This window comes from Marininema halotolerans (genome assembly GCF_900116235.1).
Lineage (GTDB): Bacteria > Bacillota > Bacilli > Thermoactinomycetales > DSM-45169 > Marininema > Marininema halotolerans.
Window position 1 is genome coordinate 111298 of the sequence record NZ_FPAA01000008.1, and the last position, 12038, is coordinate 123335.

The 12038-nt window shown below is 45.2% G+C and carries 13 protein-coding genes; 1 reads left to right on the top strand and 12 read right to left on the bottom strand.

Features of this window, described 5'->3' with window-relative positions; genetic code table 11:
* Positions 1–102 precede the first annotated feature (102 nt).
* From glyS to CHX35_RS11600, 12 genes are all read right to left on the bottom strand, one after another.
* Positions 103–2193: a glycine--tRNA ligase subunit beta gene (gene glyS, locus CHX35_RS11545; RefSeq protein WP_091837627.1), complete on the bottom strand. Its 2091-nt coding sequence runs from the start codon at positions 2191–2193 to the stop codon at positions 103–105.
* Positions 2186–3073 carry a glycine--tRNA ligase subunit alpha gene (gene glyQ, locus CHX35_RS11550; RefSeq protein ID WP_091837629.1) on the bottom strand — a complete coding sequence of 296 codons (888 nt, stop codon included), beginning with the start codon at positions 3071–3073 and terminating at the stop codon, positions 2186–2188. The genes glyS and glyQ overlap by 8 nt, the downstream gene beginning before the upstream one ends.
* 436 nt (positions 3074–3509) lie before the next feature.
* Positions 3510–4268, bottom strand: coding sequence for a DNA repair protein RecO (gene recO / locus CHX35_RS11555; protein WP_091837630.1), 759 nt, complete (start codon positions 4266–4268; stop codon positions 3510–3512).
* A 12-nt stretch (positions 4269–4280) separates the two neighbouring features.
* Positions 4281–4412, bottom strand: a complete 132-nt coding sequence (locus CHX35_RS11560; RefSeq protein ID WP_091837632.1) for a YqzL family protein — start codon at positions 4410–4412, stop codon at positions 4281–4283.
* A 141-nt stretch (positions 4413–4553) separates the two neighbouring features.
* The gene (era, locus tag CHX35_RS11565) at positions 4554–5492 is read right to left on the bottom strand and encodes a GTPase Era (RefSeq protein WP_245838773.1); all 939 of its coding nucleotides are present in this window, start codon (positions 5490–5492) and stop codon (positions 4554–4556) included.
* Positions 5479–5883 (bottom strand): cytidine deaminase, encoded by a 405-nt coding sequence (locus tag CHX35_RS11570; protein ID WP_091837633.1) that lies wholly within the window; start codon positions 5881–5883, stop codon positions 5479–5481. The genes era and CHX35_RS11570 overlap by 14 nt, the downstream gene beginning before the upstream one ends.
* Before the next feature lie 112 nt (positions 5884–5995).
* On the bottom strand, positions 5996–6688 hold the full coding sequence (locus CHX35_RS11575) for a diacylglycerol kinase (protein ID WP_140413608.1): 693 nt from the start codon (positions 6686–6688) through the stop codon (positions 5996–5998).
* A gap of 5 nt (positions 6689–6693) precedes the next feature.
* Positions 6694–7167: an rRNA maturation RNase YbeY gene (gene ybeY, locus CHX35_RS11580; RefSeq protein ID WP_091837637.1), complete on the bottom strand. Its 474-nt coding sequence runs from the start codon at positions 7165–7167 to the stop codon at positions 6694–6696.
* A gap of 232 nt (positions 7168–7399) precedes the next feature.
* The gene (locus tag CHX35_RS11585) at positions 7400–8368 is read right to left on the bottom strand and encodes a PhoH family protein (RefSeq protein ID WP_091837639.1); all 969 of its coding nucleotides are present in this window, start codon (positions 8366–8368) and stop codon (positions 7400–7402) included.
* Positions 8365–9591, bottom strand: coding sequence for a sporulation protein YqfD (gene yqfD / locus CHX35_RS11590; RefSeq protein ID WP_091837640.1), 1227 nt, complete (start codon positions 9589–9591; stop codon positions 8365–8367). Before yqfD ends, CHX35_RS11585 begins: the two co-directional genes overlap by 4 nt.
* 13 nt (positions 9592–9604) lie before the next feature.
* Positions 9605–9883, bottom strand: coding sequence for a sporulation protein YqfC (yqfC, locus tag CHX35_RS11595; RefSeq protein WP_176392051.1), 279 nt, complete (start codon positions 9881–9883; stop codon positions 9605–9607).
* A gap of 186 nt (positions 9884–10069) precedes the next feature.
* Positions 10070–10267, bottom strand: coding sequence for an alpha/beta-type small acid-soluble spore protein (locus CHX35_RS11600; protein WP_091837643.1), 198 nt, complete (start codon positions 10265–10267; stop codon positions 10070–10072).
* 462 nt (positions 10268–10729) lie between these two features.
* Here CHX35_RS11600 and CHX35_RS11605 point away from each other — a divergent pair, with 462 nt between their 5' ends.
* Positions 10730–11869 (top strand): sialidase family protein, encoded by a 1140-nt coding sequence (locus tag CHX35_RS11605; RefSeq protein ID WP_091837645.1) that lies wholly within the window; start codon positions 10730–10732, stop codon positions 11867–11869.
* Positions 11870–12038 lie beyond the last annotated feature (169 nt).

Genomic DNA, 12038 nt, shown 5'->3' on the forward strand with positions numbered 1-12038 from the left:
CTCCATTTTTGAGGGGCTTGGATTATGAAGGGGCGATAAAAAAGAGGGAGTTCAACATGCGAACTCCCTCTTTTATTTTGAATGGGAAAATTGCATCCTTCCTTAAGAGGCAAACACAATCTTTTTAAAGAGAGCAAAACGGCTGACCAATTCATCAATTTGTTGCAATAAGGCAAGGCGGTTATTCCGAATCTCAGGATTTTCATCCATCACGAGAACTTCATCAAAGAAACGGTGAATTACGGGGGCTAACTTGCTAATCTCTTGAAACATTCCCTGTGCATCTTGACGTGCCTCTCTTTCTGTAAATGCTTCACTCGATTTCCGTATCGTCGCGAGAAGTTCGCGCTCTGCCCATGCTTCGAGGAGATCACGGTTAATCGTCAAGCCCGCTTCCCCTTTTTCCGCTAAGTTTGCTGCACGACTAAACCCTTCCACTACCAACTTAAAGTCATCCTTCTCCACTTCTTGTGCTAACACGCGTGCTTTATCAAGAAGGAGCGAAGGTGTAGTCGAATCGCCAGTAAGTAGCGCATCAATAATATCATAACGAACCCCTTCTTCCTGCAGAAGCGCCTTCAACCGCAGTTCAAAGAACGCCGTCAACTCTTCCTTCACTTCCTCTGCCGGACGTTTTAACCAGCCATCCTTTTCAAGTTGATCAAGGGCAAGGTCAAAAAGGAATGAAAGGGTTAAATTCTTCCACGCAGGATCGGCGAGGATCTGGATGACACCCGCTGCACGGCGACGTAAACTATAGGGATCTTGGGAACCTGTAGGCTGAATCCCAAGACTAAATGCCGCAGCTACTGCATCCAGCTTATCCAACAGGCTAATGAGAATCCCTGCAGTGCCTCGAGGTGAACGATCCCCTGCAAAGCGAGGATAATAATGTTCCTCTATCGCCTCGGCGACTTCTTCAGTCTCACCTGCTTGTGTGGCATACACTCGACCCATCACACCGGAAAGCTCTGGAAACTCATTCACCATATAGGTCGAACCATCAAACTTACAAATATCAGCAGCACGCAATAATGTTTGTTGCGCTTCTCCCGTAATATCCAATCGGTCAAGCAAAGCTTCTGATAAGGCTCGAATCCGTCGTACATGATCACCAATGGTTCCTAGACCCTCAAAGAAAACGACATGGTTCAGCTTATCAACGGCGGTTTCAATCTTGAGCTTTTTATCTTCCTCAAAGAAGAAACGCGCATCGGCTAAACGAGCAGAGAGTACTTTTTCGTTCCCTCTTGCTACTTGATCTAGAGAATGCTCATCCCCATTCCGCACCGTGATAAAGAACGGAAGAAGCTTCCCTTTAGCATCTTCCACGGGAAAGTACCGTTGATGCTCCCGCATCGTCGTGATTAACACGGAGGCAGGTAATTCCAGGTAGGCTTCATCGAAGGAACCATAGAGAGCCGTCGGAATCTCTACTAAGTGGGTAACTTCCTCGAGTAGATCCTCATCGATAGGAATTTTCCAACCCTGTTCTTCTTCTAAAACAGCCAATTGCGAACGAATCGCTTCGCGGCGTGCTTCCACGTCCACCATTACCGCTTCGTTTTTGAGCACAGATTCATATTGATCCGCTACAGGAATCGTCGCCTCTCCACCCAAAAACCGATGACCCCGTGTCACGTTTCCAGCGGTGACGCCTGCAAAAGAAAAAGGGACCACTTCTTCACCGAATAACCCCACTAACCAACGAACGGGTCGAATAAAGCGTAACCGGCGATTACCCCAGCGCATCGATTTTGGAAAGGTAAGTGAACTTAAAACGGCTGGCACTCCCTCTGTTAGTAACTCCAACGTCGCCCGTCCTTTCACATGACGACGAGCAAACACATAGGTTTCCCCTTTAAACTCTTCAAGCACTAAATCCGCAGTGGTAAGACCTTGTTTACGGGCAAATCCTTCTGCAGCCTTTGACCAGCCACCATCAGCCCCTACAGCAATCCGCTTCGCAGGCCCACGCACCTCTTCTTCCACATCCGCTTGCCCTTCAACGACATCTCGTACACGAATGCTCAGCCGGCGTGGAGTAGCGAAGGTTTCAGCCACACCATAGGAAATATGGTGCTCATCCAACCACTTCAACATCTTTTCCTTTAACTGTGCAAGGCTCCCAGACACGAAGCGAGCAGGCATCTCCTCAACACCGATTTCTAATAGCCAGTCCCGGTTAGGCATGCGCTTCCCCTCCCTCTTTTAACATGGGAAATCCAAGACGTTCCCGTTCCGCTACATAGAGCTTGGCACATCGTCTGGCCAATGCACGCACTCTACCCAGATACCCTGGACGTTCGGTCACGCTAATCGCTCCCCTTGCGTCAAGTAAATTAAACGTATGGGAACATTTCAACACATAATCATAGGCAGGGAACACCAAGTTTTCTTCAATTGCCCGTTTCGCCTCATCTTCAAACTGTTCAAACCAACGGAATAACTTGTCCGCATCAGAGATTTCAAAGGTATATTTCGAGTGCTCAAACTCGGGTTGTTTAAAGATATCCCCATAGGTCACTCCATCCACCCAAGTGAGTTCATAGATGTTCTCTTTGTTCTGAATATAAGAGGCGAGTCGCTCTAACCCATAAGTGAGCTCCACCGATACAGGGTCTGCCTCTAACCCACCCACCTGTTGAAAATAGGTAAATTGTGTTACTTCCATCCCATCTAACCAAACTTCCCATCCTAATCCTGCGGCTCCCATGGCAGGGTTCTCCCAGTTATCTTCTACAAAACGAATATCATGTTCCAACGGATTAATCCCTAGCGCTTTCAAACTCTCCAAATAGACTTCCTGGATGTTATCTGGAGATGGCTTCATAATGACCTGAAATTGATGGTGTTGATACACGCGATTGGGATTTTCACCATAACGCCCATCCGCTGGTCGACGCGAAGGCTCCACATAAGCCACATTCCATGGCTCAGGACCTAAGCTACGTAAAAATGTCATCGGATTCATCGTCCCAGCACCGGTTTCGACATCATAGGCCTGGGCCAGAACACACCCTTGTTTACTCCAAAAGGATTGCAAATTTAAAATAATATCTTGCATATTCATATCGAACCACCTCCGTATCAAAAATAAAAAAATCTCCCGTCCCTATAGAAAAAAACTCCATAGGGACGAGAGATTCTCCCGCGGTTCCACCCTATTTGATCAGGAACATCCCCGATCCACTCGATTCGAATTGCACTCAGGACCGCCTTTCACCGGCTTTGTACCAGGCTTTCACCTTCCCTGGTTCGCTAAAAAATCTTTCCGGTTACTTTTTTCCATCATCGTGCCAATCTGACTCAATTATTTAACATATAACAAACGAAAGGTTGCCTTGTCAATGTGTTTCTTCTCTATCGATTTGTCGACCCTGTCTCTGTAACCACATGTCTGCAGAAATCGCTGAGGGTGAACGTCTTAATTTGATTGCATATACCAAGGAATGAACAGCAACAAGATCACAGTATATCGAATGGATTATCATCAGAAAAAACTTACCTTATCCCTCTTCATTGCCCCAGTCACGCTTGAGTTGATCCAAAAAATTTCTTGATTTAAGAAAAAGTCCCGTATATTCATCATTAAAACGACGCATTACCTGCTCTAGGATCAACAGGGTTTCTTTTTTTACATTTACCTGTCCCAGACGATCGGGGGTCACTCGTTGCAATTGTTTTAACACATGAGCAGCGGCTGGGGTGATGGGAATCCGCTGAGGGTCACGGTTAAAACAATGATGACAAAGAATTCCTCCCATACTTACACTAAAAGCAAGGGGGCCTTCGGTCCGCCAACAATTCACACATCCGTCTAAACGTGGTCGATAGCCTGCTGTTTCCAACACCTTTAACTCAAAGATCCGACTGAGAATTTCCGGATCAAGACCTTGTTCTAGCCAATTCAGCATCGATAGCAACAGATCAAAAAGAAAAGGGGCAGGTACTTTCTCCTCTGTCAATTTATCTAAATATTCTACCCAGTAGGCCGCATAGGCTGTATGAAGCAAATCAGAACGCACATGAATATTAGATTCAATAATTTCCGCTTGCGAAAGGGTCGCCATCCCAGAACTTGAAAAACAGAGAAAAAAGCCCAAAGTAAACGGCTGGGTTGCAGCACCCAGCCGACTTTTGGGCTTTTTTGCGCCACGAGCCATTGCCGCAAATTTGCCCTGTTCCCGGGAAAAAATTGTAACAATTTTATTACTCTCTCCGTAGTCCCGGGTCCGGAGGACCACACCTTCGATCTTTGTCAGCATCGGTCCCCACCCCTACACTTCGACTTCCTCTCCCAGAGTGACTTCAGCCTCTTCTACTTGCGACAACAGATCAGCATCTTTAAAAAGTAGATAGGCATCGATGTCACCAGTCATCTCGAAACAATTCCAGGAAAAGTTGCGCATGAGTGCCTCATCCTCTCCTCCGATGAATTGCCATGTTCACCTATTAGGATGACCTGGAAGTTGGATCCGTACCCTAAAAGTCGATTGTGATTTGTTTCCACTTTAAAAAGGTTGACAACCCCTAATCGAGTTGATCAAAAGTCAAGATTCTTCCTCATAACCAAGAGATCGCAGCATAAAGTCTTCATTCCGCCAGTCTTTTTTCACCTTGACCCACAAGTCAAGATAAACACGACTTCCTAACAGACGCTGAATATCCTCTCGTGCCCGTCGCCCTACTTCTTTCAACATCGAGCCTTGTTTACCAATGAGAATCCCCTTTTGCGAAGACCGCTCTGTGTAAATCGTGGCACGGACATAGACAGTATCGTCCTCTTCCTTTGCCATCTCCTCTACATGAACCGCTACGGAGTGTGGAATCTCTTCTCTTGTGAGGTGGAGGACTTTTTCACGCACCAACTCTCCAACAATAAATCGTTCTGGGTGATCCGTAACAAACTCCGAAGAATAAAAAGCGGGCCCCTCAGGCAATTTTTCTACAACCACTTTCATCAATGTTTCGGTATTATTGCCTTGTAGTGCTGAAATTGGAATCACTTCACTAAAAGGATAGAGTGTCCGATATTGGTCAATGAAGGGAAGAAGCTGATCAGGGTGTACTTGATCAATCTTATTTACAACAAGGAATACAGGGGTCTTCACATCTTTGAGCAACTCCATGATAAAACGGTCGCCCTGCCCTAGTCCTTCCTTCGCGTCGACTAGAAGTAAAATCACATCCACTTCAGCAAAGGTATTTCGCGCCACCTTCACCATGTAATCACCTAATCGTGACTTAGGTTTATGAATGCCTGGCGTATCGAGAAAAACAACTTGTTCTTTCTCGGTGGTATAAATCCCTTGAATCCGATTTCGCGTCGTCTGCGGTTTATCAGACATAATTGCAATCTTTTGTCCAAGTATATGATTAAGCAATGTCGATTTCCCAACATTTGGACGGCCGATCAGAGCAACGAAACCGGAACGATGGTTTTTAGATCTACCTTTTTTCTCACCCATCGTTCCATCAATCTGCATCATTTAAATCCTCCTTTGTAAATGCACCAGGTAACAAATCGTGGACGGTTGTCAATGACGTTTGATTAGCAAGGTTGCTAAGCACAACCGGCATTCTCGGAGGGCATAACTCCACCAATACCTGGCGACATGCTCCACAAGGGGCAACAGGCCCATCGGTATCGGCTACCACTGCCATCGCCACAAAATCCGTGTCTCCATCCGATATTGCCTTAAATAGTGCCGTACGTTCAGCACAATTGGCTAGCCCATACGATGCGTTTTCTACATTACATCCTTGGATGATTTTTCCATCCGATGTTAGAATGGCTGCACCAACCTTAAACTCGGAATAGGGTACATAGGCCTTCTCACGTGCGTTGATTGCTGCTTGTACCAATTGTTCATAATCCATAGGATTTCCCCTTCTTCCAATGGTAATTGGGCATTCGCTTCTATGTAAATCATCGATTCTTACGCATCATCTTTATGAATATAAAAGTACCCCGTTACCCTTCTCATTATCATTACATTAATCGAAAACCGATGACAGCTACCAATGCACCAAGAACGACTCCTAAGATTACAGGATTTTTTCGTTTCCGATTATGAAGGAAGGTTCCTATCATAAGTGCTGTCAAAAGGATGAGCAACAAGGTAGCCAATAAATTATCCACGATTACGATTAATGAAGTAGCAATACAGCTAGCAAGGGACGTGGTCATACTCGGCTCCCAGTCCAACTTTCCTAACCGGTGAACAATTGCTTTTATCAATAGCGTGAGGAAAAAGTTAAAGGCAATCAGTGCAGCTAATCCAATATTAGGCGGATAAGGTGTTCCTTCTAATTGCGAAAAAGTGAGAAATCCCATATAAGGATAAAACACACTCACCCCAACTACCACGGCCATTCCCGAACATAAGAGTACCGCCCCAGCCGCTACATCCTTAGCTACTTTTGCCAAAGGGTGAAATTCCGTTGTTACCATGTCGATCACGGCTTCTACTGCTGTATTAATCAATTCGGCTACAATCACCAAGAGGATACAGACAAAAAGAATTAACACTTCAATTTTTCGCAACGGTAAATACAACGACAATAACAAGACGATGAGCGCTGCACTATAATGAATGCGCATATTGCGCTGGCTGACCAGTGTATATTTCAAACCGTCAAGTGCGTACCGAAAGCTTGCCAGTAATTTTGACAACCAATTCATCATCGTTACCTCGTTAATCCCAATGGCTTCAGGATCTCCTCTTGACGAGTAAACATCCTGCTCTCTTCTTCTTCTGTTCCATGATCGTACCCTAACAGATGCAAAAAGCCATGCACTGCAAGGAATGCAAGTTCCCGTTCTAAAGAATGACCATACTCTTTTGCCTGTTCCTTCGCGTGGGGCAAGGATATTACGATATCTCCTAATGGCATCGGCATATCTGATTCAGCTTGTCGTTTCTCTCCAGGCTCCCATTGAGGAAAGGAAAGTACATCGGTACCGCGATCGACACCACGAAATTCTTTATTAAGGCGGTGAATTTCCTCGACGTCGGTAATCAAGAGAAAAACCTCCGCATTCTCTTCGACTACCTTTTCCATAGCTGCGGCAGCAATCAACGCTTCTTCAACTTTGGCCATGGCCTTTTTTTCTGCCTCAGTAATCGGTAGTTGTATTTCAATATCGATTTGCAAACTCATTGTCGCTTCGCTCCTTTTACCCTGATCGACTGGCTACGATGTGCGAAACGCTCCGGTAGTAGGTATCGCCTATCGAAAGGATGCTACAGACACAAAAGCGCCCGAGACTGACTCATAGGAGCCGGACCCAGACACTTTTCCCGCGCATCAAGGGGAATCTTCGCCCCCTTTTGCTTAGCCCATCCTTTGAAAAAATGACGATATCCTAGGGCTATACCATGAGGATGAAAAATTATTCCGCCTGGGCGTAGGCATCGATCACTTTTTGGACTAAAGTATGGCGAACCACATCGGCTTGGGTAAGGTATACGAAAGGGATCTCTTCCACTGGCTCAAGCAACTTTTCTGCTTCTCGAAGACCCGATTGTTTCCCTTTTGGCAAATCCACCTGGGTCACATCCCCTGTGACCACCATTTTTGAACCAAAGCCAAGCCGTGTAAGAAACATTTTCATTTGTTCATTGGTAGTATTCTGAGCTTCATCGAGAATCACAAAGGAATCCTCTAATGTCCTCCCTCTCATATACGCGAGTGGCGCTACTTCAATCAACCCCCGCTCCATCAGCTTGCTCACCTGTTCTAAGCCGAGCATCGTATATAAACTATCATAAAGGGGACGAAGATACGGATCCACTTTTTCCTGTAGATCTCCTGGTAGGAACCCTAGGCTTTCTCCAGCTTCAACTGCCGGTCGTGTTAATACAATCCGCTTTACTTGATTACTCTTTAATGCATTTACCGCCATGACAACGGCTAAAAAGGTTTTTCCCGTTCCTGCAGGACCAATCCCAAAAACGATATCCGATTTTTGGATGGCACTAATATAATGCCGTTGTCCTAACGTCTTAATATGGATGGCCTTTCCCTTATGGGTTGTGCCAATTTGCTCATCGTACAATTCGAGCAATTCATCAGCCAATCCTTGGCGAGCGAGACGCTCTGCATAAACGACATCGCGTTCCGTTAATGATACACCCCGCCTGATGAGGCTTAGTAGAACACGAAATAGGTGGTTCAACATATCCAACTCATCCGATGAGCCAGAAATGACCACCTCTTCCCCTCTGGAAACAATCTTAGCAGAGGTACGACCCTCAATCATCCGCAAAAAACCATCCTGCGGACCAAACAATGCGAGAGCTTCGTTTCCATCCCGTAAGCGAATTTTTATGGTGTTCTCCTTATTTGGCAAGTGACTCATTCTCCTTGCGAAATCGGTTGTGGACTAGCAATATTTTCAATCACAGTAAAGTGGATCTTCATAACAACTTTACCATTCTGCTCACTTGGGTGCAAAATTTTTTCCTCTAAAATTCGCCCATCCTCTCCCAAACGACTCAGTATTTCTGCTCGTGCCTGCTCCTTCCCTACCTGAATCGCATCTTTCACTGATAATTTTCGATTGACCCACTTCATTGCCAACTGCTCTTCGTTCACCCAGCCGAAGGGAAGATTCCACTTCCACAAATGGATTGGACGAATCTGCTGAATAAATTCGACTTCCCCCTCTAGATCATTAGAAAAAAAGGGCAATCGCACCACTCGACCTGCTAGATAAGGGTGGGTAGCACGTTCTCTAACACCTGTATAGACCTTCCTTTTTTGCATCATTGGAACGGTTACCTCTGATTCATACCAAACCTCTCCTAATACCTTCCCCTTTGCTCCAACAATTTTATCCGCTGACGGAACACCTTCCCCCGAGTTGTTTTCATTATCACCATAGCGTCCGGAGACAATCAATTGTCCTTTTTTTACAATATCGTTGACATCGACGACAGGATGTCCACGTTCGATTTGAATATCAGAGATCAATCCACTCCGTTTTGCAATCAAGTTTACACGACCCTGTTCACCCGTTTGCTCTTCTTCCGTTACCCGTTTCTTTTCCACTACGGTGAGAATCGCCCTCGTTCCTTCTATCCGAAACCCTACCCAAGAAAGTCGTGGGATTTTATCTGTCAATCGATGCTGGATTTCACTCGTATCGGGGATGCGGCTTTTCATCTGTCCCACATATACCCCTTCTTCTTGAAGGGAAGCGAGAATCTCTCCTGTAGGAATCATCTCATTTCCCTCCACCTCCACTGACCAAACCAATGAAGATAAAAAGAAAATGATGACCAAAAAAAGTCCAAATCCCGTTAAAAAAAAATGCCTTTTTTTCACTCTTGCGATCCAAAAAGGAAACCCTAACTTGCTTCGTATCCTCACCTTGGTTTTTGTACTCCGCAAAAAGGGGCGCAAGCGATAAAAATCGGCTATGGGAAGGGTTAAACTGATCTTCTTTTCTTCTAACCACTGAATTCTAGAGAGATCTAACCCTGCATTTGTCGCTTTGTTGATAAAATCGGCAAGATGTTCACCTTGAAGCTCAATGTGCAAGCTACCCTTTAAAGACTGCCGCCAATGATTTTGCTGCATGCGATCTCTCCCCTTAGTCCAGGTACTTCACCTCGGAAACGTTACCTTCAATCCAAATTTCATGGGTTTGGATTGCCTGGATCTTCAATTGGGCCCCTGCGATTTGTAAGACTCCCCGCGCGGTTCGAAGTCGAATCTCCCCATCCGAAAACTTTTCGACGCCATGATGATTTTCCACATGGACACGATAGGGTCCTATAATCAGGATACGTGGTACATCTGCAGCTACATCCTGAGGGATATCTAACCAATCCGAAGCGATTTTACGCACTCGACTTCCGATCTTTCGCATGAAACGGCCCTCCATCTTCTTGACTCCACCATATGCCCCGTTGTCCCACTTTATGAAAAAAGCCATGATGGTAGTCAGGGGATCGTAGCAGTATATGTCGTAAGAATTTGTCTCATGTGAATGTAAAATTAATAAAGCGATGCGCAAATGCGCATCGCTAGAATCACCATAAGTTCGATTCAGTTGTTATTGCCCGGATTGCTGTTGTTGAGCTTGTTGGACTAAACGTTTCGTAATCTCTCCACCAACTGAACCATTTGCACGAGAAGTGCTTCCAGCACCCAATTGAACGCCAAATTCAGCTGCGATCTCTTCCTTATACTGGTTTAATACGTTAGCGGATTGTGGGACGAGTAAACGGTTACTACTGCCTCGACTTGCCATAACTTTTCACCCCCTCCCTTGTATCCCTAGTGTGGACGAATTGCCGTTGAACCATGTCACGCACTTGTTTCCAAGGAAAGGAGTGGGAATTCCCACGCCATAAATCAAGAAAGAACAAGATAGGCATTCGTACAATTGCTTCTGAAAACTTGGCGTAGACTAATTTATATAAAGAACTTGATTGGGGAGTGACGAAACATAGGCTCATTTATTCGTATTTCTGGTAAAAGTCCTTTTCCCAACTGCACAAACCAAGGAGATGGAATACGTTACCTCAATGCAGCCGTTGAACCATACGCCGCTGTCAATCCAACAACCCTTCAGAACAAAGGGAAAGAGAATATCATTGGTGTATGGCAACAGGATCGCTTTTCAAATGGCGGAGCAAGTGGAATTGTTGCGGGGATATCTGTTGATGGTGGGCAACATTGGGATACTTCTCCCCTCCCCTTCAATGCTTGTGTGTCAGGTGGATTACCCTACGAGAGGGTCAGTGACCCATGGATATCCTTCGGTCCGGAGGGGACGGCATATGTTTCAGCACTCAACGTCAACTTAACAACCAACCCAAGTTCAGCAGTTACAATCATCACTTCAAAAAATGGCGGAAAATCCTGGTCAAACCCCATAATCATAAAAAAAGATCCAATCGCCTCTCATTTTAATGACAAGGAATCCATTACTGCGGACCCCATTCATTCGAATGTAGCCTATGTAGTGTGGACGCGTTTTACGTTTCTTGCCAACAATCGTTTTAATAATCCAACTTGGTTTGCTAAGACAACCGATGGGGGTCAAACTTGGCGGTCAAAAATTATTTTCCGTCCAGGGCTCGGTAATAATACGGTAGGGAATATCATCGTTGCCAATCCAAAAAACGGGATTTTGTATCATTTTTTCATTTTAGTCATCAACAAAAATGGGAATAAGACCAGTTTTATTCTTCTGCAAACCTCCAAGGATCAAGGGGAAACCTGGTCACAAGCTAGAATCGTTACCACGATTTTCTTACCCGTAACGCTCTCCGGTGGAAGTGGACTGGATTTAGTTGGCTCATTTTCATATCTCTCAGTTGATATCCGGTCAAGTATTACCGTCACGTTTTCACCTACCATCCATCCGAAAACCGGAACTTTGTATATCACCTGGGAAGATGCTCGGTTTTCTGATGGTCAGATCACAGAGGTCGCTTCTTCCTTTTCAACCGATGGGGGTCAAACTTGGAGTAAACCAACACGTGTCAATCATTCAACAGGGAAGCCCGCTTTTCAACCGACGATTGGATTAAATGATCGGGGGATCGTTGGGATTAGCTATTATCAATTTACCAATCAAGCACCCACCAATTCTCTACCGGTCCACTATTTATTTAAGGCATCATACAACGGTGGAAAGAGTTATACCAACCCCGCGATCACCATTACTCGTCCCTTTAACATGTTAACTGCCCCCTTTGTAAGTGGCGGTTTTTTTGTCGGGGACTACCAAGGGATGGTTACGATTCGAGATACCTTTTATCCTTTTTTCACAAAAGTCAATTCGAAGAGAGAAACGAATCGAACCAACATCTTTGTCAGCCGCATTCGTCTTCCCAGAAGGTGAAATAAATGATGAAAAAATCCCACCGAAGTAGCTCTTAGGTGCTACTTGGCGGGATTTTTTCGGTTTCAGTCAAATCAGTCCCAGAATTAGAATCATCTTAATTTGTTCGCGGAGTAACAAGTTAGACATTTACACAGTTCTTTTTTCGAACCCAGCGTATACTATTTGG

What these genes read in the sequence shown, in the direction of transcription:
- glyS (WP_091837627.1), bottom strand. Translation starts at nt 2,193, where the DNA reads ATGCCTAACCGGGACTGGCTATTAGAAATCGGTGTTGAGGAGATGCCT.
- glyQ (WP_091837629.1), bottom strand. Translation starts at nt 3,073, where the DNA reads ATGAATATGCAAGATATTATTTTAAATTTGCAATCCTTTTGGAGTAAA.
- recO (WP_091837630.1), bottom strand. Translation starts at nt 4,268, where the DNA reads ATGCTGACAAAGATCGAAGGTGTGGTCCTCCGGACCCGGGACTACGGA.
- CHX35_RS11560 (WP_091837632.1), bottom strand. Translation starts at nt 4,412, where the DNA reads ATGCGCAACTTTTCCTGGAATTGTTTCGAGATGACTGGTGACATCGAT.
- era (WP_245838773.1), bottom strand. Translation starts at nt 5,492, where the DNA reads ATGATGCAGATTGATGGAACGATGGGTGAGAAAAAAGGTAGATCTAAA.
- CHX35_RS11570 (WP_091837633.1), bottom strand. Translation starts at nt 5,883, where the DNA reads ATGGATTATGAACAATTGGTACAAGCAGCAATCAACGCACGTGAGAAG.
- CHX35_RS11575 (WP_140413608.1), bottom strand. Translation starts at nt 6,688, where the DNA reads ATGAATTGGTTGTCAAAATTACTGGCAAGCTTTCGGTACGCACTTGAC.
- ybeY (WP_091837637.1), bottom strand. Translation starts at nt 7,167, where the DNA reads ATGAGTTTGCAAATCGATATTGAAATACAACTACCGATTACTGAGGCA.
- CHX35_RS11585 (WP_091837639.1), bottom strand. Translation starts at nt 8,368, where the DNA reads ATGAGTCACTTGCCAAATAAGGAGAACACCATAAAAATTCGCTTACGG.
- yqfD (WP_091837640.1), bottom strand. Translation starts at nt 9,591, where the DNA reads ATGCAGCAAAATCATTGGCGGCAGTCTTTAAAGGGTAGCTTGCACATT.
- yqfC (WP_176392051.1), bottom strand. Translation starts at nt 9,883, where the DNA reads ATGCGAAAGATCGGAAGTCGAGTGCGTAAAATCGCTTCGGATTGGTTA.
- CHX35_RS11600 (WP_091837643.1), bottom strand. Translation starts at nt 10,267, where the DNA reads ATGGCAAGTCGAGGCAGTAGTAACCGTTTACTCGTCCCACAATCCGCT.